This is a genomic window from Neorhizobium lilium (assembly GCF_004053875.1).
GTDB lineage: Bacteria > Pseudomonadota > Alphaproteobacteria > Rhizobiales > Rhizobiaceae > Neorhizobium > Neorhizobium lilii.
Map to the genome: position 1 here is coordinate 797,874 of NZ_SBIP01000002.1, position 20,964 is coordinate 818,837.

The following is a 20,964-nucleotide window of genomic DNA, read 5'->3' on the forward strand; positions in this document are numbered from 1 at the left end:
GCGGTTGCCATGTTACACCTTCTCCACTTCCGGGCGACCGAGGATGCCGGTCGGCTTGAAGATCAACACGAAGGCGAGGATCGCGAAGGTCGCGACATCCTTGTAGGCGATCGAGAAATAGGCCGACCAGAGCGACTCGATCAGCCCGATCAGCAGACCCCCGAGAACCGCGCCCGGAAGCGAGCCGATACCGCCGAGAACGGCGGCCGTGAAGGCCTTGACACCCGGAATGAAGCCGTCGTTGAACGAGGCCACACCGTAATACATCAGATACATGCTGCCGGCGACCGCCGCGAGCGCTGCACCCATGATGAAGGTGATGGAAATCGTGCGGTCCACGTCCACGCCGAGCAGCGCCGCCATCTTGCGGTCCTGTTCGGTAGCGCGCTGGGCGCGTCCCAGCGGCGTCTTGTTGACGATGTACCAGAAGGCGAACAGCAGAATGGCCGTGATCACGACGATGAGGATCTGCTTCAGCGAAATGGTCAATCCGCCCAGGTGGAACACATCCGTGACCAGCGGCGGGATAGGCTTGTTGCGCGGACCCTGCGTCACCTGGATGAAGTTCGACAGCGTGATCGACATGCCGATGGCGGTGATCAGCGGCGCCAGCCGGAACGAGCCGCGCAACGGCCGGTAGGCGATGCGCTCGATCGTCCAGTTCCACAACCCGGTAACCAGCATGCCGACCACCATCATGATGATCAGCAGCAGCGCGATCGGGATGCCGGCAAAGAAGGATGTGATGATCAGAAAGATGATGAGGGCGGCAAAGCCGCCGAGCATGAAAATGTCACCATGGGCAAAGTTGATCATGCCGATGATGCCGTAAACCATCGTATAGCCGATTGCCACCAGGCCATAGATGGACCCAAGAGTCAGCCCGTTTATGAGCTGCTGGATAAAATACTCCATACCTTTTCCCCCGGACGCGGTCACGAAGCCGCATCTCTTGTATTGGATGTCCCTTATGGGTTCTTGCTACGCCGATTCCATACCGTTTTCGAAAGAAATGTGAAGACCAAAAGCCCAAACCGGATCAACAATCGCCCGGTTCTCAACATTATGCCGCCACAAACATCACAAATCGCAAAAAAGCAGCAGGGCTTGGCAGAAATTGCGCCAGACCCTACTGCTTTTGTTCCAACCGGATAAGTTTATCCGCGCATCCTGGCGCCGTTCGCGTCGAAAAGCGGATGCGATTGCAGGCGTGCGTCGAGCATCTCGCCGAGCAGTTCGATCTGCCAGCCTTCCGTCGCATGGGCCTTTTCCTTGGGCACATAGCCCATGGCGACCGAGACGCCCGACGCATGGGCAAATCCGCCTGAAGTAACCCAGCCGCACACTTCACCGTCGAGCGAAATCGGCTCGTCGCCAATGACGTCCGCATCCTTCGCGTCGAGCAGGAATGTCACCAGACGAAGAGCCCCTCCCGTGGCCTTTTCCCCCAGTGCGGCCACCTTGCCGATGAAATCGGCAGGCTTTTTGTAGGCGACGAACCGACTGAGCCCCGCTTCCAGTGGTCCGTAGAGCGGGCGATACTCGCGTGACCAACTGCCGAAAGCCTTCTCCAGCCGCAACGCGTTCAGCGCCCGCAGACCGAACAGGCCGATGCCGAATTCGGCGCCCGCCTCCATCAGAAGGTCGAACAGGTAGCGCTGGTATTCCGGCTTCATCCAGAGCTCGTATCCGAGATCGCCTGTGTAGCTGACCCGCCCCAGGATGAGCGGCGCCATGCCGAGATCCAGTTCGCGAATTGACATGAAGGGAAACGCCGCGTCGGAAAGATCGAGATGAGTCAGCTTTTGCAGAACCTCCCGCGCCTTTGGTCCTGCGATGGAAAGTCCGACCAGCCCAAGATTGAGCGTGTTGATGACGACCGAACCGTCGTCCGGCAGATGGCTTTCGAACCACCGCATGTGGTAGTCCTCGGCAATGCCAGATCCGATCAGCAGAAATTCCTCGTCTTCGAGATTGGCGAGCGTGAAGTCGCCGATCAGCTTGCCGGCATCGTTCAGCATCGGCGTCAGCGTCATGTGACCGGCATCGGGAACGCGCCCGGCCAGGATTATATCCAGCCAGTCTCGCGCACCCTCTCCGCTCACCGTATATTTGGCAAATCCGGAGGTCTCCATCACGCCGACACCCTCGCGCACGAGCTTCGCCTCGCGGCCGACGGAGTCGAAATCGGTGGACCGCCGCCAGGAGAATTTGTCCTCGACGCCGGCAGGCGCAAACCAGAGCGGCGTCTCCAGGCCATAGGAGGCCCCGAAGACGGCACCCGCAGCCTTGAGCTTGTCGTAGATCGGTGTGGTGAGAAGCGGCCGGGCACCCGGCAGTTCCTCATTGGGATAACGGATGGAGAAGCGGCGGGAATAATTTTCCCGCACCTTGGCATTGGTATAGGCAAGCGTCGCATAGTCGCCATAGCGGCAGACATCCATCGCAAAAACGTCGAAGCCGGGGTCGCCCTCGATGATCCATTGCGCCAGCGCGAGCCCGACCCCGCCGCCTTGGCTGAAACCGGCCATGACCGCGCAGGCCGACCAGAAATTCGTCATGCCGCGCACCGGTCCGACCAGCGGATTGCCATCCGGCGAGAAGGTGAAGGGGCCGTTGATGATCTTGCGGATGCCGGCATTGTTGAACGCCGGAAAATGCCGGAAGCCGACTTCAAGCTCGTCGGTGATGCGCTCGAGGTCTTCGGCCAGCAGTTCGTGACCGAAGGTCCAGGGCGTCTCGATCGGCGACCAGGGTCGGCAATCCTTCTCGTAGGTGCCCATCAGCATGCCGTTGCGTTCCTGGCGGATATAGATCTCCCCGTCGAAATCGACGCAGTGCATCAGTTCCTTGCCGCGGCTCTGGTTGAACTCGATGACCTCGGGCATGTCCTCGGTGATCAGATACATGTGCTCCATCGCGAGCACCGGCAGTTCCAGCCCGACCATACGGCCGACTTCGCGCGCCCAGAGCCCCGCAGCATTGACGACGTGCTCCGCCTGGATCTCGCCCTTGTCGGTGATCACCCGCCAGGTCCCGTCCTCAAGCTGCACCAGGTCCTCCACCTTGGTGTGGAGGTAGATCTCGGCGCCGTTCTTCTTGGCGGATTTGGCATAGGCATGGGTGGTGCCGTAGGGGTCGAGATGGCCCTCATGGGGGTCGAAGACGGCGCCGACGAACTGCTTGGGATCGAGCAGCGGCATCATCTCATAGGCTTCTTCGGCAGAGATCAACCTCGCCTCGCCACCGGCATATTTCCCCTTGGCAAGCAGCGACTTCATCCAGTCGAAGCGTTCGGGCGTCGCCGCCAGCATCAGGCCCGAGGTCATATGCAGCCCGATATCCTGGCCGGAATACTCCTCGATTTCCTTGTAGAGCTCGACCGTGTATTTCTGCAGCTTGGCGACATTGGGATCGCCATTGATCGTGTGCATGCCGCCCGCCGCATGCCAGGTGGAGCCGGAAGTCAGCTCGGAGCGCTCCAGCAGCACGACGTCGGTCCAGCCGAATTTCGTCAGATGGTAGAGGATGGAACATCCGACGACACCGCCGCCGATGACGACGACCCGGGCATGGCTTTTCATGAAAACAGTCTCCACCTGAGGAATGCGAGTTACGGCAGCCTAGTTTGTCTCGCACCTGCCCAATAGGCTGTTCTGCGAAACGCGTTTTGTCGTTTCCGACATACTCAATGTTCATATTGCGCCAGCCGTGGCATTGCCACGGCGTCGATTTCCAGCTTGCGGCACCCCAATTCGATCATAGTATCGTCGTATGATACGTTGTTCTTGACGGTAGATAGTATCTCTGTATGATACCAACGGAGGGAGATATGCGTGATCCGCTCATTCAAGAACAGGCTGACCCAGTCGGTGGGGGATGGGTCCGTCAAGAAGGGGTTCCCGGCCGAACTCGTTCGTCGGGCGCAGCAACTTCTATTTCTGCTTGAGGCGGCCACTTCGCTCGAAGATTTGCGTTCACCGCCGGGAAATAGATTGGAAAAGCTCTCTGGAGATCGCGCAGGCCAGCATTCGATTCGGATAAACAAGCAATGGCTGATCTGCTTCGAATGGACTGACGCGGGCCCCGAGAATGTCGAGATCGCGGATTATCATTGACCTGCAAGGCGGCTGCACCGCTGTAACTCATTAAGGCATAAGCCATGGCAACGTCCCAGCTACCAGCAATCCACCCGGGCGAAATCCTTCGGGAACTCTATCTTGAGCCATTGGATATGACGCCTTACGCACTGGCAAAGAAGCTCCATGTGCCACGGACGCGTATCGAACGGATTGTAGCGGAAAAGGTCGGGATCACTCCCGATACTGCGCTTCGTCTTGCCAAGTACTTCAAGACGTCGCCCGAGTTTTGGCTAAACATGCAGATCAGCTATGATCTGAAGATCCAGGCACCCGCCCTTGAGCAGGAACTTTCCGGCATCGAGGAATATTCGCTCGCAAGCTGAGGATTGCTACGCTCTGATCAGTCTTCCGAAAAAGACGCCGTCAATGCGTATTCCCGCCCCATCTCCATCAACTCCTCGAAGACCGAGCCGGCAAACGAGCGCGGCACGATGATCTCGAAGAGGTCGGCGCCGGTGCGGGCAAGGTTGCTCGCAACATGGCAGCAGAGCATGTTGGCGGATTGACCTTCGGCAAAGACATCCCCGTGCAGGTCCGCGGCAACGCACTTGGCGAGAATCTTGCGCGCACTCGGACCGCCGATCGCCATCAGCACCTTGCCGTCGCTCTGGTCGCAAACTGAAGCGCCGGGGATCTCGCCCAGCCGGTCCGCCAACTCTTCGCCGAGAAGGGCTGGACCCGCGACCAGCCATTCCCCCGGACCGCAGAAGCGCACAGAACCGCCCGCTAGCTCGGCCAGCCGTTCGGCTACAGCCGCTTCATGGCCCGAATGAGCAAGGACACTCAAGATCACGGGTCTCCGAGCCACATTGACGTGGTTCGGATTTGGGCGGGTTTCGAAACCGGCGAGATGATCTTCGAGCACGTGCCGGTGAAGGAAATGGAGCGTCATCGGCTTACCTCAAACATGGAGTTTGGCGTTTTCGGCATCGACAAAGACCGGGGCGCAGACATCAGCCGGCACTTCCATTCCCCGCAGCGCGTCCCAGACGACGATCCGTTCGCCCACGCGCTCGCGTCCCGATTTTAGCATGGCGAGCGCTATGAAGCTTCCAAGCGCCGGTGAATAGCAGGCCGAAGATACGAATCCCTGGTCGTTGGCGAGCGACGGCTTTGCGGCTTCCTTGAGCAGGTGAGCACCGGCGTTGATCTGCTTTTCCGGTTCGACGGGCTTCAGTCCCACCAACTGCAAACGATCCGCGGCTGTCAGCCCGAAGCGCGTGGAGAGCCGCTTGCCTATGAAATCCGGCTTCTGCATCGCCATCATCCGTCCAAGCCCCACATCGTCGGCCGTCGTGCGGCCGTCCAGTTCGTTATGGGTGATGAAGCCTTTCTCGATGCGCAGCACGTTGAGCGCCTCGACGCCGTAAGCGCAGATACCCTCGTCGCGACCGGCTTCCATGATGGCATCGGCCACTGCCTCGCCATAGCCGGCCGGCACGGCGAGTTCATAGGCAAGTTCGCCGGAAAACGAGATGCGGAACAGCCGGGCCTTCAGCCCGCCTCGCAGGGTCACCGCGCGCGCCGCAAGGAAAGGAAAAGCCGCGTCGGATAGATCGTCCTGGACGACGCGGCTCATGATGATGCGAGCCTTGGGACCGGCAAGCGACATCTGCGCCCATTGATCGCTGACGGAGACGAAGCGGACATCCAGCTCCGGCCAGAAGGTCTGGGCACAGAATTCCATATGCGTCATCACATCAGTCGCATAGGCGGTCGTGGTCGTCATCACGTAATGATGCTCCCCGAGCCGGCTCGTCGTGCCGTCGTCGAAGACGATCCCGTCCTCGCGCAGCATGAGACCGTAGCGTGCCTTGCCGACAGGCAATTTCAGGAAGCCGTTGCAATAGATGCGGTCAAGGAATTCCGCAGCGCCCGCGCCGAATATCTCGATCTTTCCAAGCGTGGAAACGTCGCAGAGCCCGGCATTGGCGCGCACGCTCAACACTTCCCGATCGACGCTCTCGCGCCAGTTCTTTTCGCCGTCGCGGGCAAACCAGGCCGAGCGATACCAGAGGCCGGCTTCCACGAAGCTGGCGCCGTTCTTTTTCGCCCAGCCATGCAGGGGCGATGTCCTTACCGGTGCGCCATGCTCACCCTGCGCGGCTCCGGCCAGCGCACCGAATGAGACCGGCGTATAGAAGGGGCGGAAGGTCGTTGTGCCGATCTCGGCCGGCGAAACGCCGCGCATGGCCGCAACGATACCGGCCGTATTGACATTGCCGAGCTTGCCCTGATCGGTCGCCATGCCAACCGTTGTGTAGCGCTTGGTGTGCTCGATGTGGCGAAAACCCTCGCGCTGGGCGGCTCCGAGGTCGCTCACTGCCACATCGTTCTGGAAGTCTACGAAGGCCTTGTCCTTGGCTCCCGGCACGTACCAGACAGGCGCGAAGGATGCGTCGTATTCGCCCTCGACATCGGGCAGGTTCGCGCCATGAGCAGCGAAGCCAAGCTCGCTCGCCAGCGACGCAGCCTTGGCGGCACCGTCCCTCAGGCATTCGGATATGGTCTCGACGCCGGCTGCCGAGCCGGCCGCAACGAAGCTGTTGCCGACGTTGGGCGCGAGAAAGGCCTGGCTTTCCTCCGACCACACCGGCTTCGTGCCGCGCTGGCACATGAGGTGGACGATTGGCGACCAGCCGCCGGACATGGCAAGCGCATCGCAGCCGATGACCTCCTCGAACCCTGCCCGTTCCAGCAGCAGCCCGTCGATCCGATGCCGCCCGTTGGTCGCCACCACGCCGGCATTGCGGATCACCCGAATACCGGCCGGCGCGACATCCGCAGACTGTGCTCGGGCATCGATGACCGCTGTCACCTCGACGCCCTTGGCGGCAAGATCGGCAGCTGTGCGATAGCCAGAACCGCCATTGGTGAACACAGCGACCTTACCGCCGACGGCAACGCCATAGCGGTTGAGATAGGTGCGAGCGGCCGTGGCCGTCATCACGCCTGGCTTGTCATTGCCGCCGAAGACCAGCGGACGCTCCTCGGCACCGGAGGCCAGGATCGCGCGCTTGGCAACGATGCGCCACAAGCGCTCGACCGGAAGCTCCGGAGATGGTGAAGCCACATGCTTCTGGACCCGCTCGACTGCGCCGAACACCATGTCGTCGTACCAGCCGAACACGGTGGTGCGTGGCATAAGCGTGACATTGGGCAGGCTCGAAAGTTCCGAAACGAGCCCGCCAGCATAATCGACAGCGGCAAGACCCGCAACGGACACGCTTTCGGACAGCAAAGAGCCGCCCGGTCGAAAACCTTCATCCGCGAGGATCACGCGCAGGCCCGCACGCCCGGCGACGAGTGCTGCCATCAGCCCCGCAGGACCGGCACCGATAACCAGCAGGTCGCAGTGTGCCCAGGCCTTCTCGTAGCGGTCCGGATCCGCCTCCAGCGCGAGCTTACCGAGACCGGCAGCCTTCCGGATCAGAGGCTCATAGAGCTTTTCCCAGAAGGCGGCAGGCCACATGAACGTCTTGTAGTAGAAGCCGGCCCCAAGGAAGGGCGACAGAAGGCTGTTGACCGCGCCGATGTCATGCTTCAGCGAAGGCCAGCGGTTCTGGCTTGCTGCCACCAGTCCCTGATAGAGCTCGACAGTGGTCGCGCGGGCATTCGGCTCGGAGCGCGCGCCGCTGCCGATCGTCAGCAGTGCATTCGGCTCGGAGGAACCTGCCGTTACGGGACCACGCGGCCGGTGATATTTGAAGCTGCGGCCCATCAGCATCTGGTCATTGGCCAGGAGCGCCGAAGCGAGCGTATCGCCTTGCAGCCCCTTGTAGTTGCGGCCGTCGAAGGAGAAGGACAGCGCCTGGGCGCGATTGATCGCGCCGCCTGCGTCAAGCCGGTAAGACGTCATTCGGCCGCCTCCGTACGCTGAAAATCAGCGGCATCTACAACGCCGAACACCTCGTGGGTCAGGTTGTCGCGATCCACGACCAGCCAGCGGCGGCATCCGCCTGCGTGATGCCAATACTCCAGGATGCGGCCTTTGGGATTGTCGCGGATATAGACATAGGCATACCAAGCCTCGTCCCGATCGGCCGAACCCGGCCGTCGGGGAGCCGCGTCGCCGCGGATGGTAAATTCTTCTTTTGGTCTGGTCCCGCAATGCGGGCAGGTGATCAGGCTTGCCATGTCGCGATCTCAGTGAAGGTTGGGCTGCGGGCCCTTGCCCGACTCGTCGATCATATATCCGCGCTCGAAGCGGTCGAGCCGCAGGAAGCGCGCCACATGATGTGGCTCGTCCTTGGCAAGCAGATGCGCGAAACAGAAGCCGGAAGCAGGGGTCGCCTTGAAGCCGCCATAGCACCAGCCACAGTTAAGATAGAGATTGTCGATCGGCGTGCGGTCGATGATCGGCGACCCATCCATGGACATATCCATGACGCCGCCCCAGGCACGCAGCACTTTTGCGCGCGACAGGCCGGGGATCATCGTCACCCCCTCCTCCAGCGTATGCTCCACGGTCTGCAGATTGCCGCGCTGCGCGTAGGAGGAGTAGAAATCGAGCTCGGCACCGAACACCAGCCCGCCCTTGTCGGACTGTGAAATGTAGAAGTGCCCCGCCCCATAGGTGATCACGTTATCGATGGCAGGCTTCAGGCCCTCCGACACGAAGGCCTGCAGCACATGCGTCTCGATCGGCAGGTCGAGATCGGCCATGCGCCCGACAGTCGTCGTGTTGCCGGCAGCCGCCAAGGCCAGCTTGCCGCAGCCGATGAAGCCGCGGTTGGTCTCGACACCGACAACGCGCCCGTTCTCACGACGGATGCCGGTCACCTCGCAATGCTGGATCACGTCCACACCGCGTTGATTGGCACCGCGCGCGTATCCCCAGGCAACAGCGTCGTGACGGACGGTTCCGCCGCGTGGCTGGTAGAGACCGCCAAGGATGGGAAAGCGTGCATGGTCGAAATTGAGATAGGGCATCATCCGGCGCACCTGCTCGCGATCGAGCAGTTCCGCGTCGACGCCGTGCATGCGCATGCCGTTGCCGCGCCGCGCATAGGCGTCGCGCTGCCCGTCCGAGTGGAAGAGGTTCATGACGCCGCGCTGGGAAACCATCGCATTGTAGTTGAAGTCCTGCTCCAGCCCCTCCCAGAGCTGCAGTGACAGTTCGTAGAAGGGGTTATTGCCTTCGAGCAGATAGTTGGAGCGGATGATCGTCGTGTTGCGGCCGACATTGCCGGAGCCGATATAGCCCTTCTCCAGCACGGCGACATTGGTGATGCCGAATTCCTTGGCGAGATAATAGGCAGTCGACAGACCATGCCCGCCACCGCCGACGATGATCACGTCGTAATGCGGCTTCGGCTCCGGCTCACGCCATGCCGGCTGCCACAGCCGATTGCCCGAAAGTGCCTGCTTGATGATCGAATATGCCGAATAACGCATTCACCCATCCCGTCCGTTCCGCCGCCCCACATTCGCATATGCGGACAAAAGGACAAGCGCAATCAGGACATTCGAGAGCCAGATCGCGACACAAAACAGGCATGGTGGCGAACGTGGCGTTTCGGGCACGCGTCGCTTTGCGGGCATATTCCGCAAGCTCTGCTTCATATTGATCAATGGTTTGGCGTCGACCACCTCCCCACCTCCTGAAGCACCCATAGACTTGGGGCGATCGAACAGGAGCGAGCCATGGCCGATACGAGCCCCAACCTTGAAATGCCTTTCATTCTGCCGTCGCAGGCGCAGAAACACGTCACCCACAACGAGGCTCTGCTGCGGCTGGATGCTCTTGTGCACCTGACCATCCTTGCGGAACAGCCCACGCCTCCGCCGTCGCCCGATGAAGGTGCATGTTATCTCGTCGCAGCCTCTGCGGCAGGCGCTTGGGATGGCAGGCAAGGCCGCATCGCGTGCTGGCAGGATGGCGCCTGGAGCTTCATCCAGCCGCGCCTCGGATGGCGCGCATGGTTCGCCGGGATCGGCCGGTTGAAGGTGTTTTCCGGCTCGGCCTGGCAGGACATCCCGCTGCCGCAGTCCGGCAGCCTTGATCAGCTGGGCATCGGCGCGACGCCGGATGTGACGAACCGGCTTGCCCTCGCCTCACCGGCGAGCCTGTTCAATCACGCGGGCAGCGGCCACCAGATCAAGGTCAACAAGGCGGCCGGCTCCGACACCGCTTCGCTCCTCTTCCAGTCCAACTGGACCGGTTATGCAGAGATGGGGCTTGCGGGCAATAATCAGTTTTCGATCAAGGTCAGCGACGGCACGTCGTGGAAAACAGCACTCGCCGTAACCGGCGCCGGGCATGTTTCCAAACCCGCCCAACCGGTTGCACGCGCCTTTCGCCCCGGAACCACATTTACACCGACCGCCGGGCAGCAAAGCGGCTTCACCGATTTCGGCCTCAACCAGGGCGGCTTTGCGCTTGGTGGTTCCGCAGCAGCAGCCGGCGGCTTCGGCATCGTCGTGCCCGCAGCCGGAATCTACCAGATCAGCCTCAATCTGGCACTCGCATCCTCGTCCGGCCACGGCGCGACCGTGCTTAAAAACGGGACGCAGACGCTCCTCTCCGTCGCCGGTTCGAGCGGTGCGGCGCAGACCCAGTCGGCGATCGGCATCTTCGCCCTTGCGGCTTCGGACGTACTGACGCTTGGCCATAGCGGCATAGCGGAGATCCAGCTGGGCAGTGGCAAAACCGAGATCTCGCTCGTCATGATTTAAGATCGGATTTTGGGCACAAGGATCCGCCCTTTCTTGCTTCAGGGCGGCTTCATCTGCCTTCCCTTGGGACAACTGGCCGTCTTAAGGAGGAGATTCGAATCACCTACCTGTCTTAATATTCCTAAAATAGATTATTCTTTTCAAGAGTTTGCCGAAGAGCGCTCACAAAATGAAAACACTGTCGCATTTGGTTCCAAATGACCCTCACGATTTAGTCAAATGTTAAAACTGCCCCGTTAGGCTGTGCGACGTGGTCTTGCGTTGTGTAGAGAGTCCAATGACCGAAATGATACGTCCTCGAGTGAAATATGTCATCGGCCCCGATGGCAGCCCCCTGACGATTGCGGACCTGCCGCCGGCCAATACGCGCCGCTGGGTCATCCGTCGCAAGGCTGAGGTTGTCGCAGCGGTTCGCGGTGGCCTGTTGAGCTTGGAAGAAGCCTGCGAGCGGTACACGCTCACAGTCGAAGAATTCCTGTCCTGGCAGGCCTCCATCAACGACCATGGTCTGGCCGGCCTCAGAACCACCCGTATCCAGCAGTACCGCCACTAGGGCGAAATCCGGCGAACAGCCGCCCCCGTTTAAGGTGTCGTTGACGGAATGTCCGCAATGGCACCTTTCGCTTTGCGGGTCGGTGCATCACTGCCGCATCTTGACCACTAACGAAGGCAGCAAAGCGGCGATCAGCGCGGAACCGGCATAGAACCACAAGCCGGGCTGCGTGACCGCCTTTGCCAGGCCACTGCTCTTCGCCGCAAAGATCACGATCGCCACCAGCATCACATCCATCATGGACCACTTGGACAGGTGCGGCATCGCGCGGCGGAGAAGCGGCAGGTGACGGTCCTTGGCCGCGATCTCCACACCGAGTGCGACCAGCTTGAAAATGGGGAAGCCGATGGAGAAGGTGGCGACAAGAAGCGCGAGCATCACGTCGCCTTCGTCCCATAGGGTTGAAACCAGTTCCAACAGGGACGGCGTCTCGCTGAAGACATACAGCTTGTCGAAGCGGATGATCGGCAGATAGATCCCGAGTATCAGAAAAAGGCAGGCTGCTGCGAAGAGAAGCGGAACCGCCAGTCTCGTCATCGAGCCCAATTTGCTGCTCCCTGCCCGCCGCACGGTTTACGCGGATGTGCCCCATATCGCATGAAGCCGCAGGCTTCGGCAATTTGCCGTGGTTTGAGCGTTGCTATAAATTCCACGCGAAAAAGGTCTCGGAAAAGCCTTGTCCGCTCCGAAACCAGATCCGGTTGATTGAACGCCCCTGCTGTTAAGCGCGGGCGCGTACACTGCTGCTGTCGCGCTCTTCGAGCGCCGCAGCCTTGGAGAATTCGGCTTCCGCCTCTTCCAACGCCAGTTCGGCCGCTTCCTGCTGGACCTTCAGTTCCCGGATGGAAACCTGAAGATTGTCCGCACGCTGGCGGGCCGCCTTGGCGAATGTCGGATAGGCAAAATGATTGGGATCCGAAATTCCCGACTTTTTCTCCTCGAGCGTGATCTGGTGTTCCAGCTCCTTCGACATCCGCTCGAATTCTGCCATCATCATTTCCAGCTGCTGCAGCTGGCGACGCTTCTCGTTGACCTGAAAGCTCTTCAGGCGGACTAGGTTGTCACGCGACTTCATACGCAATACTCCGTGGAGAGCGAGACCAGCCCGTGTGTCCCCACTGTTACACTTCGGACCGAAAAATTTCCGTGGCGTTAATAAATTTGGACGCCTCGTTAACCTTTCATTTACGGGCATCATTAATGATAAGCCTGATCATTTAAGGGTCGGTAAATGCCAGGGCCAATTCGGCCGCGACAATGTCTGAGTCGCATGAATCACTTAGCGCGCTTTCCTCACGCGTAGATTCATCTTGGTGATGGCCAATCTCTAAAGAAAACAGGCTTCTACTAATTTTGCTTAATGAATTGATGGACCTTGCCAGAAGGAATCATAATTTGTTAACCAATTCGTGGCAGCTTCCAAATCAGGCTCAGTCTGGATCCGTGATGAGTAAGGGGGCAATAGTTAACCTTACGCGGCGGCAAAGGGGATAAATATGCGGGTTCTACTCATCGAAGATGACAGCGCGACTGCCCAGAGCATCGAGCTGATGTTGAAATCGGAAAGCTTCAATGTATACACCACCGACCTCGGTGAAGAGGGCGTAGACCTCGGCAAGCTCTACGATTACGATATTATCCTTCTCGACCTCAACCTGCCCGATATGTCGGGTTACGAGGTGCTCCGGACGCTGCGTCTCTCGAAGGTCAAAACGCCCATCCTCATCCTGTCGGGCATGGCCGGCATCGAGGACAAGGTCCGCGGTCTCGGCTTCGGTGCCGACGACTACATGACCAAGCCCTTCCACAAGGACGAGCTTGTTGCCCGCATCCACGCCATCGTTCGCCGCTCCAAGGGTCACGCCCAGTCGATCATCATCACGGGCGAACTGATCGTCAACCTGGATGCCAAGACTGTCGAAGTCGGCGGCCAGCGCGTTCATCTGACGGGCAAGGAATACCAGATGCTGGAGCTGCTTTCGCTCCGCAAGGGTACGACCCTCACCAAGGAAATGTTCCTCAACCACCTGTATGGCGGCATGGATGAGCCGGAACTGAAGATCATCGACGTCTTCATCTGCAAGCTCCGCAAGAAGCTCGCCAATGCTGCCGGCGGCGCCAACTATATCGAAACCGTCTGGGGCCGCGGCTATGTGCTGCGCGAGCCGGACGCTGTCGAGTTCGCCGAAACAGCCTGATCCGCCTTTCCTCCCCTTTTCAAAAAATACCCGCCTCGGCCTGAGGCGGGTATTTTTATGCCCTGATGTCAAACGAAAACGGCAACCCGAAGGTCGCCGTTCGAGACGTGAGGAATAGGGAAGCTGTCAGGCCGCTGCGGCGAAGCCGGAAAAGACAGAAGTCAGGATCTTGCGGTCGAAGGGCTTGAGAAGGAAATCGTCGGCCCCTGCCCGCTTGCCGGCCATCATCTTCTTGAGATCGGCCTCGATCACGCAATAGAAGATGCGGGCAGTCTTGCCCGTCGGCATGGCGCGCACCGCGGAGATGACGTCCAGCGCACCTTCCATGGTGGAATCGACGATGATCAGATCAGGAAGCTCAGCCTGGCAGCGCATGATCGCCTCGCGGGAGTTCTCCGCTTCGACCACGAGAAAGCCAAGTTCGGAAAGGATCCGCTTCCCGACCTTGCGCACGATGTCCGACCCGTCGACAATCATTAACCGTTGCATCTGCGCTCCCTCCGTCCGTGGCCATTGGCGCTGACAGCTATTATTAGGGGATCGCAGCTAACGAATCGTTACGCGTGGAAACTAGGCGCCGGCCCGAATCAGGCCGCCGCAGTCTCGGCTATGAAGGTGATCTTGTCCTCGGAAGCAATATGCGTCAGGTCCATCCCGCATTCGTCTGCCAGGAGAACGGTATAATAGGGCTGAATGGAATGGGCATCGACGGCTTCTTCGAGCGTTCCGGTGGCGATCTCGACGAATTTGGCGGGCACGCGCATCATCTTGCCCTTGATGGTGATGACGAACCGGGCGTCCGTTTCCGGATTTTCCAGCGTAATATCCATAACGCCGCCCCGCGGGATACCGCTATAGGCGACGAGGAAGAGGTTGAGCAGAAGCTTCACCTTGTTCTTGGGGATGATGGCGCGCGGGCCGCTCCAGGTGACTTCCGTCTTCTTTTCGGCGATCGCGAAATCCTTGGCGGCCTTTTCCGCCTCGCCGGTGTCGATGGAAGCACCGACCGAGCCGGAGGCACCGAAAGCAAGGCGCGCAAATTTCAATCGGACGGAGGCGTTGAGCGCTGAGGTTCGGATGAGGTCGAGCGCATCGCTGTCGCCGGCGCCGTCGTCCAGCAGTTCGAGCCCGTTATTGATCGCGCCGACCGGTGAAATCACGTCATGGCAGACCCTTGAACACAGGAGAGCCGCCAGATCCGGACCGCTGAGAGTAAGGTTGGGATTCTTCGGCATTTATGTCTCCTGCTGGATGATGAGCGGCAGCTGCCGATGTCCCACGCCAAGATTGCGCGAAAATGGTGCCGATGTTCCGGTCATAATGACACCATATTTGGTAAACCGATTGTTAACATCATCCGCCCAATATGCGACATGCTTGAGCATGACGCTTGACACCTGGACGATCATCGAACGGACAAGAAGATGCGACGCCAAACCGTTTCCGCCTTTGCCTGCTTTGCCAGGGTTATTGTCTCCTTCCTTTGCGCCCTTTGCCTGGCGTCCGGCCCGGCTGCGGCGCAGCAGGGCTCCTCGCAATATTCGATGCAGGAGATCGTCGATGCCGGACACGGCTTCTTCGGGTCCACGAGCGGCGGTCTTGCCAAGGTCGTGGAGAACGCCTTCTCGAAATACGGGCTGCCGAACGGCTACATTCTTGGCCAGGAAGGCTCAGGTGCATTCATCGCCGGCCTGACCTATGGCGAAGGCCAGCTCTACACGAAGAATGCCGGCCAACATCCGGTCTTCTGGCAGGGTCCGTCGCTTGGCATCGATTATGGTGGCCAGGGAACGCGCACCATGATGCTCGTCTACGATCTGCCGTCCGTCGATGCTCTTTATGCGCGCTTTGGCGGCGTGTCCGGCTCGGCCTTCGTCGTTGCCGGCGTCGGCATGACGGTGCTTCGCAACAACAACGTCGTCCTCGTTCCGATCCGCACCGGCATCGGCGCCCGGCTCGGCATCAATGTCGGCTATCTGAAGCTGACCCGCGACGCCACCTGGAACCCTTTCTGAAGACCGTCCATCATCGGCAAGCTTGCCTTACCAGAGCGGTCGGCCGGGCCGTAGGTCCTGCTTGTGGCATCATGCCTCACATGCTTAAACAAAGCGCACTCCTACTCGGACGAGAACAGGCGTTGTCGTGATCCAATTTGCTCTTCTGTTCGGCTTGGGCTTTCTGAGCGCAGCATTGGTGGCCTTGCTGCTCGCGCCGGCCATTCACCGCCGGATCGTGCGATACACGGAAAACCGCATTCGGGCGACCATGCCCATCAGTCCGCAGGAAGTTCGCGCCCAGCGTGACATGGCGCGAGCCGTTTATGCGGCGGAAAACGCCCGCACTAAGCAGGAACTTGTCCGCGAGCGCGACCGCAATACCGATTTTCAACTGCGTCTGGATGCCTTGCTCTCGGACTTGAAGCGCCTGGAGGGCGAAAAACTCGAACTGAAGATGCGCATCGATGAGTTCGACGTGGCGGCCGCGGAGGCGCGGGCGCGGCTGCGGGAAGAAGACAGCTATATCCAGGAACTAAAGGCGGCGCTGTCCAAAGCAGAAGAGGCAGAGGCAGAAAGCGCGTCCCAGACCTACGAGCTTCGCCAGCAGCTCTTTCGCTTGACCTCGGACGCCGACAACTTCCGCATCGACCTCTCGACCCGTGACACGGAGATGGAAAATCTGAGGCTCCGGATGACAACGCTGCGCGACGAGCGGGAAAATCTCCGCACCGAGCTTCGCCAGCAGACGACGCGAGCCAAGGATGCGGAAACAAAGCTCGCCCAGGAAGAGGAGCGCGTGGCACGGCTCGACGACAGGCTGAACCGCGAGATTGCCGACCGCTCGGACAAGGAGGTGGCACTCGAACGCCGGCTGCAGGAGATCGCCCGTCTGCGCGAACGACTGGGCATTTCGGCCGCGTCACCCGTTGAGAGCGGGATTGACGCAGGAAGGCCCGACACTGCACTCCCGGTAGCCACACCAGCCCGCGACGAGGACGAAGACGTGGCCGTAGACAATGACATTGTTCCAGTAGCGCAGCCGGTGCCTCCCGCAGTGAAACCTCAGGCAGCAGTCATCGGTGACGATGAAGTTGATGCGCGGATTGCCTCTCTTGCCGAAGACGCACGCAATCGCGCAACGGCTCTTTCCGAGCGACTGTTGAACAGCAAGAGCACCGCCAATGACGAGGCGCTACGCCAGGAGCTCGCTGTTATCGCCGCAAGCATGGTCGCCCTGACGGCCGCCAGCGAGGGCAAGGCATCCCCCATCCACCCCATCCTTTCAGGGCGGACCGGCAGCAGCGGCCGTGAAAGCCTTGCCGTCAAGGCGAAGAAGACGCTTTCAGCTCTCAACGGGGAGCCGATATAAGGCAGCCGGTCTGGCTCAAGCGTTTTTAAGCCGCCCCTGGATCCTTGCGATCGTATAAAGCGCAATACCCGTTGCCGTCGCGGCATTGAGGCTGTCGAGGCCCGGCGCTTGCGCAATCCTGGCGGTTTGCAGGACAGAAAGAACGGAAGCCGGCAGCCCCTCGCCTTCCGTACCGGTGACCAGCGCCATGCGAGGATGTCCCGGCACTTGGCTTATCTCCAGCTCCCCGCCCGGAGACAGTCCCCAGATCGCGTATTCCTGTGCCGAAAGAGCGGTCAGAATATCGGTCATGCTACCTGCGCGAACGTAGGGAACCGCAAGTACGGCCCCGACCGACACCCGCAACGCCTTGCGGTAGAGCGGGTCGCAGCAGGCATCGTCCAGCAGAACCGCATCGGCGCCGAAGGCTGCGGCATTTCGGAAGATGGAGCCGATATTATCGTGATTGGAAATGCCGAAGGCAGCCACGACCAAGGCCTCTTGCGGAAGACCGGCCAGCAGCTCGGACGACGTCCTGGCGGATACCCGACGCCCGAGCGCCAGCACGCCCCGATGCAGGTGAAAGCCCGCGATACGGTCGAGCACGTCTGACGAGGCCACATAGACCGGCACCTCGGGCGGAAACTGCGCCAGGATCTCCGATACGCCCTCCACCCGGTTTTCGAGGAGAAGGATCTTTTCCGCCAGGAACTGGTCGCCCCTGTCATGCGCCGCCGCCAGCATGCGCAGGACGACCGTTCCTTCAGCAATGAAGCGCCCCTCACCGCGCGTCAGATCCCGTTCGCGGACGCCGACGAATTCGGCAATCCGCGGATCGTCGGCATCCTCGATGCGGATGACGTTCGTCACTGGCCCGTGCTGACCGTCACGTCGGCAACGATGCGCCCGACGGTAAGATCGAAGATGAACACCTTCTGGTCGCCGTCGAGCAGGCCGTAGAATACGAGCTGGCTGCCGGATAGGGACACGTCCTGGATATTGAAGCCGCCCGGCAGCGCGGCGGTTGCTGCAAGCGGATGATCGGCCGGGACGGCAAAGCTTCCGGAAGCGACCGTCGCCGGCGGTTGGGCCGGCCTTTGTGCGACCTTGTAGACAACGGCGGCGAGGACCGCCATAAAGCACACGAACAAGATCCCGCCCGAAACGAGCTGCAGCAGCACCATCTTCCGGCGGATCCTCTCCATTGCCGGATCAAGCGGCTGTTCCTGTTCCTCGATCTCGGGTTGGGGCATGGAGCGTCCTTGCAGTACATCGGATGTCTTATGATCGAACCCTTTAAACAAGCTGAGGCTGCGAGGAAAGTCCTGACCGCGGCGGAAGATGCCGAAGGACGCCTGGATGCGTGGTTGACTGGCGTGCTGGCAGGCGAATATTCGCGTAGCCGCATCAAGGCGCTGATCGAACAGGGAGCGGTTAGCCTGAACGGCAAGGTGGTGACCGAGCCCAAGAAAAAGGTCTCGCCCGGAGACGACGTCGAGATCGTGCTACCCGAGCCGGAAGATCCGGAGCCCAAGGGCGAGGACATCCCGCTCGACGTGCTCTACGAGGACGAGGACCTGATCGTCATCGCCAAGCCTGCCGGACTGGTCGTGCATCCCGGTGCCGGCAACTGGACCGGCACACTGGTCAATGCCCTCATCCACCACTGCGGCGACAGTCTCTCCGGCATCGGCGGCGTCAAGCGCCCCGGCATCGTCCATCGTCTCGACAAGGAAACCAGCGGGGTCATGGTGGTTGCCAAGAATGACATCGCGCACCGCCACCTTGCCGACCAGTTCGCAGACCACGGCCGCACCGGCCCCTTGGAGCGCGCATACCAGGCGGTCGTCTGGGGCAGACCGGCCGGGTTGAAGGGCACGATCGACGCGCCGCTCGGCCGCTCCAACGCGGATCGCACCAAACGGGCCGTGCAAAAGGAAGACAGTAGCGATTCGCGCGAGGCCATCACCCATTACCAGGTTGTCGAACGCTTCCAGGAGAAGCCCGATGCCACCTCGCTGGCGGCCCTGATCGAATGCCGGCTCGAAACCGGACGCACCCACCAGATCCGCGTGCATATGGCGCATGTCGGCAATCCGCTGATCGGCGATCCGGAATATTCCGGCGGCTTCAAGACCAAGGCGAACCTGCTGCCCGAGCCAGCCAAGAGCGTCGTCAGCCGCTTCCCGCGCCAGGCGCTGCACGCCTTTCTGCTGGCATTTGAACATCCCCGCACCGGCAACGTGATGCAATTCGAGGCCCAGATGCCGCAAGATATGGCTGAACTGATCGAGGCGCTGCGGCAGTAGCCATCGGCCTATGTGCATGTCACTGTACGTCGGCGCATGTCTCCGCCGACATGGCAGGCGACCGCTCCCATCACGATCCCGCCGCCGATCATGGTTGCATAGTCCACGTGTTCTCCGAGGAAGAGCCAGACCCACAATGGGGCGAGTGGCGCATCGAGCGACCCGATCAGCGCGGTCTCGACCGGCGAAAGCAGGCGCGCTCCACTCAACAGCAGGCTTATCCCCAATGCAAAACCGAGGATGCCGAAGCAGGCGACGATCAGGATATCCCGCCCCGATGCCGCCAGAGGTTCCGCAAAGGGCAGAGCGGCAAGGGCGCTGAAGATCGCCGCCAGCGCCGCTGAAGGCATTACAGGCTGCTCCGGATAGCGCCGCACCAGCACCGTCGTCAGCGCGACGCTGACGGTCATCGCAAAAGCAAAAAGATCGCCGAGCAAGCCACCAGCCTCACCGACCCCCACCATGAACACGACACCTGCCAGCGCCACGATACTGGCCAGCAGTGCGCTGCGGCCCGGCCGTTCTCCCAGCAAGATCAACCCGAGACCGGCCGATACGAAGGGGCAGGTGGCAAAGATAATCGATACATGCGCGACGCTGGTTGCCTTGAGGGCCGCGATGAAGAACGTCATGCCGATAGCTGTCACGGCGGCAACCAGAAGAGCCGGCCACTTCATACTAGAGAATTGCCTGAAACCGTGTTTTGGCGACCCAATAAATAGAACGACGAGCAGCGCCAGGCCGCCGGCAAGGCCGCGCCAGAAGACGATCGTCACACTGTCGAGCACAACAAGACGGGCCATCAAGCCCGCCGTGCTGAGCACGACCGTGGAGACGAATATGAGGATCAGGCCGAGAACATGAGGTTGCAACTTCATGGCAGTCTCCACAGGAAAGAGATCTGCCTGAGCTACTAGATTGCTGCTGACAACATCCTGTCAACAGTGTTGAGTGGGACGGTGCCGTGGAGTATCCCCAATGCCGAATCCAGGTCGCATGTTTGAAGTCGTGCAGATGCTGCGCGCCTCCCGTTTTCCGCTGACGGCAGACGCGATTGCGGCACGTCTTGAGGTGACCAAGCGCACCGTCTACCGTGACATAGCCGCATTGCAGGTGGCGGGTGTTCCAATCGAAGGCGCCGCCGGCATCGGCTACGTCATGCGGACGGGTTACGATCTCCCGCCTCTGATGTTCACTCCGGAAGAGATCGAGGCGATCAGCGTCGGCCTCTCGCTCATCGCGCGGACAGGAGATCACAGCCTTGGAATGGCTGGCAAGAGCGTGCTGTCGAAAATCCATGCCGTTCGGCCGACGCACCAACCGTCGATAGACCAGACACATCTCATCGTTTCACCTTGGCATTCCATTCCCGCAGCCCATTTCGATTTGCGTAGCCTGCGCAGAGCAATTCGCGACGAGCGAAAGCTCAGACTGCATTACCGCGATGGCGCTGGCCAATTCACTGAGCGGGCCGTTTGCCCGCTAGCCGTCGTTTACTACATCGACGGCATACTGCTGGCCGGCTTCTGCGAGCTCCGTCAGGACTTTCGCCACTTCCGCCATGATCGCATCGAAGCCTGCGAACCTCTCGACGATTTCTTCAAGGGGAATGGCGACAGGCTCAGAAAGAAATGGCAGCAGTCTCACGACCTGTTCAGCGAGTGCGTTCCGCGCTGAAGATGCAATCTATTGCGTACAAGGCGCCAACTTCACCAAGTTTCAAGCAATGCTGAACAACC

22 protein-coding genes are annotated in these 20,964 nt (G+C 60.6%); 9 read left to right on the top strand and 13 right to left on the bottom strand.

Translation table 11 applies throughout. From position 1 onward, the window contains the following. Positions 1-12 precede the first annotated feature (12 nt). The gene (locus tag EPK99_RS10020) at positions 13-915 is read right to left on the bottom strand and encodes a branched-chain amino acid ABC transporter permease (protein WP_128442879.1); all 903 of its coding nucleotides are present in this window, start codon (positions 913-915) and stop codon (positions 13-15) included. Positions 916-1,157: 242 nt separating this feature from the next. Further along, entirely contained in the window at positions 1,158-3,584 is a 2,427-nt protein-coding gene (locus tag EPK99_RS10025) for a GcvT family protein (protein WP_128442880.1), read from the bottom strand. A gap of 252 nt (positions 3,585-3,836) precedes the next feature. On the opposite strand from EPK99_RS10025, the gene EPK99_RS10030 reads away from it, so the two are divergent. Further along, complete coding sequence (locus tag EPK99_RS10030) at positions 3,837-4,118, top strand: type II toxin-antitoxin system RelE/ParE family toxin (RefSeq protein WP_128442881.1); 282 nt, start codon at positions 3,837-3,839, stop codon at positions 4,116-4,118. 44 nt (positions 4,119-4,162) lie between these two features. Then, positions 4,163-4,465: a HigA family addiction module antitoxin gene (locus EPK99_RS10035; protein ID WP_128442882.1), complete on the top strand. Its 303-nt coding sequence runs from the start codon at positions 4,163-4,165 to the stop codon at positions 4,463-4,465. Between the two features lie 17 nt (positions 4,466-4,482). Here the strand turns inward: EPK99_RS10035 and EPK99_RS10040 are convergent, their stop codons facing one another. The 4 genes from EPK99_RS10040 to EPK99_RS10055 are packed head-to-tail and all read right to left on the bottom strand — an operon-like array spanning position 4,483 to position 9,539. Beyond that, the gene (locus EPK99_RS10040; protein ID WP_128442883.1) at positions 4,483-5,034 is read right to left on the bottom strand and encodes a sarcosine oxidase subunit gamma; all 552 of its coding nucleotides are present in this window, start codon (positions 5,032-5,034) and stop codon (positions 4,483-4,485) included. 9 nt (positions 5,035-5,043) lie between these two features. After that, a complete protein-coding gene (locus tag EPK99_RS10045; protein ID WP_128442884.1) occupies positions 5,044-8,001 on the bottom strand; it encodes a sarcosine oxidase subunit alpha family protein in 2,958 nt (985 codons plus the stop codon). Then, positions 7,998-8,279: a sarcosine oxidase subunit delta gene (locus EPK99_RS10050; RefSeq protein ID WP_128442885.1), complete on the bottom strand. Its 282-nt coding sequence runs from the start codon at positions 8,277-8,279 to the stop codon at positions 7,998-8,000. The genes EPK99_RS10045 and EPK99_RS10050 overlap by 4 nt, the downstream gene beginning before the upstream one ends. Positions 8,280-8,288: 9 nt before the next feature. Then, positions 8,289-9,539: a sarcosine oxidase subunit beta family protein gene (locus tag EPK99_RS10055; RefSeq protein ID WP_128442886.1), complete on the bottom strand. Its 1,251-nt coding sequence runs from the start codon at positions 9,537-9,539 to the stop codon at positions 8,289-8,291. Positions 9,540-9,788: 249 nt separating this feature from the next. Between EPK99_RS10055 and EPK99_RS10060 the strand changes: the two genes are divergently transcribed. Both EPK99_RS10060 and sciP read left to right on the top strand, forming a co-directional pair. Continuing rightward, positions 9,789-10,820: a DUF2793 domain-containing protein gene (locus EPK99_RS10060; protein ID WP_128442887.1), complete on the top strand. Its 1,032-nt coding sequence runs from the start codon at positions 9,789-9,791 to the stop codon at positions 10,818-10,820. Between the two features lie 277 nt (positions 10,821-11,097). Next, entirely contained in the window at positions 11,098-11,373 is a 276-nt protein-coding gene (gene sciP, locus EPK99_RS10065; protein ID WP_062455190.1) for a CtrA inhibitor SciP, read from the top strand. 87 nt (positions 11,374-11,460) lie between these two features. Here sciP and EPK99_RS10070 read toward each other — a convergent pair whose 3' ends face one another. Both EPK99_RS10070 and EPK99_RS10075 read right to left on the bottom strand, forming a co-directional pair. After that, positions 11,461-11,910: a paraquat-inducible protein A gene (locus tag EPK99_RS10070; RefSeq protein WP_128442888.1), complete on the bottom strand. Its 450-nt coding sequence runs from the start codon at positions 11,908-11,910 to the stop codon at positions 11,461-11,463. 184 nt (positions 11,911-12,094) lie between these two features. Beyond that, positions 12,095-12,448 carry a flagellar export protein FliJ gene (locus EPK99_RS10075; RefSeq protein WP_128442889.1) on the bottom strand — a complete coding sequence of 118 codons (354 nt, stop codon included), beginning with the start codon at positions 12,446-12,448 and terminating at the stop codon, positions 12,095-12,097. 421 nt (positions 12,449-12,869) lie between these two features. On the opposite strand from EPK99_RS10075, the gene ctrA reads away from it, so the two are divergent. Then, complete coding sequence (gene ctrA, locus EPK99_RS10080) at positions 12,870-13,571, top strand: response regulator transcription factor CtrA (protein ID WP_128442890.1); 702 nt, start codon at positions 12,870-12,872, stop codon at positions 13,569-13,571. A gap of 126 nt (positions 13,572-13,697) precedes the next feature. Here the strand turns inward: ctrA and EPK99_RS10085 are convergent, their stop codons facing one another. Together EPK99_RS10085 and chpT are read right to left on the bottom strand one after the other, a co-directional pair. Then, positions 13,698-14,060: a response regulator gene (locus tag EPK99_RS10085; RefSeq protein WP_128442891.1), complete on the bottom strand. Its 363-nt coding sequence runs from the start codon at positions 14,058-14,060 to the stop codon at positions 13,698-13,700. A 98-nt stretch (positions 14,061-14,158) separates the two neighbouring features. Next, on the bottom strand, positions 14,159-14,806 hold the full coding sequence (gene chpT / locus EPK99_RS10090) for a histidine phosphotransferase ChpT (RefSeq protein WP_128442892.1): 648 nt from the start codon (positions 14,804-14,806) through the stop codon (positions 14,159-14,161). A 189-nt stretch (positions 14,807-14,995) separates the two neighbouring features. Here chpT and EPK99_RS10095 point away from each other — a divergent pair, with 189 nt between their 5' ends. Both EPK99_RS10095 and EPK99_RS10100 read left to right on the top strand, forming a co-directional pair. Next, on the top strand, positions 14,996-15,586 hold the full coding sequence (locus EPK99_RS10095) for a DUF1134 domain-containing protein (protein ID WP_128442893.1): 591 nt from the start codon (positions 14,996-14,998) through the stop codon (positions 15,584-15,586). Positions 15,587-15,713: 127 nt separating this feature from the next. After that, positions 15,714-16,937 carry a coiled-coil domain-containing protein gene (locus tag EPK99_RS10100; RefSeq protein ID WP_128442894.1) on the top strand — a complete coding sequence of 408 codons (1,224 nt, stop codon included), beginning with the start codon at positions 15,714-15,716 and terminating at the stop codon, positions 16,935-16,937. Positions 16,938-16,952: 15 nt separating this feature from the next. On the opposite strand, the gene EPK99_RS10105 is transcribed toward EPK99_RS10100, so the two are convergent. Both EPK99_RS10105 and EPK99_RS10110 read right to left on the bottom strand, forming a co-directional pair. After that, positions 16,953-17,786 (bottom strand): TrmH family RNA methyltransferase, encoded by an 834-nt coding sequence (locus EPK99_RS10105; protein ID WP_128442895.1) that lies wholly within the window; start codon positions 17,784-17,786, stop codon positions 16,953-16,955. Then, positions 17,783-18,169, bottom strand: coding sequence for a hypothetical protein (locus EPK99_RS10110; protein ID WP_128442896.1), 387 nt, complete (start codon positions 18,167-18,169; stop codon positions 17,783-17,785). Before EPK99_RS10110 ends, EPK99_RS10105 begins: the two co-directional genes overlap by 4 nt. A 30-nt stretch (positions 18,170-18,199) precedes the next feature. Here EPK99_RS10110 and EPK99_RS10115 point away from each other — a divergent pair, with 30 nt between their 5' ends. Then, positions 18,200-19,225 (top strand): RluA family pseudouridine synthase, encoded by a 1,026-nt coding sequence (locus EPK99_RS10115; protein WP_128442897.1) that lies wholly within the window; start codon positions 18,200-18,202, stop codon positions 19,223-19,225. An 8-nt stretch (positions 19,226-19,233) separates the two neighbouring features. On the opposite strand, the gene EPK99_RS10120 is transcribed toward EPK99_RS10115, so the two are convergent. After that, complete coding sequence (locus EPK99_RS10120; RefSeq protein WP_128442898.1) at positions 19,234-20,103, bottom strand: DMT family transporter; 870 nt, start codon at positions 20,101-20,103, stop codon at positions 19,234-19,236. A 100-nt stretch (positions 20,104-20,203) separates the two neighbouring features. Here EPK99_RS10120 and EPK99_RS10125 point away from each other — a divergent pair, with 100 nt between their 5' ends. Next, positions 20,204-20,902, top strand: coding sequence for a helix-turn-helix transcriptional regulator (locus EPK99_RS10125; protein WP_128442899.1), 699 nt, complete (start codon positions 20,204-20,206; stop codon positions 20,900-20,902). The last annotated feature ends 62 nt before the right edge of the window (positions 20,903-20,964 follow it).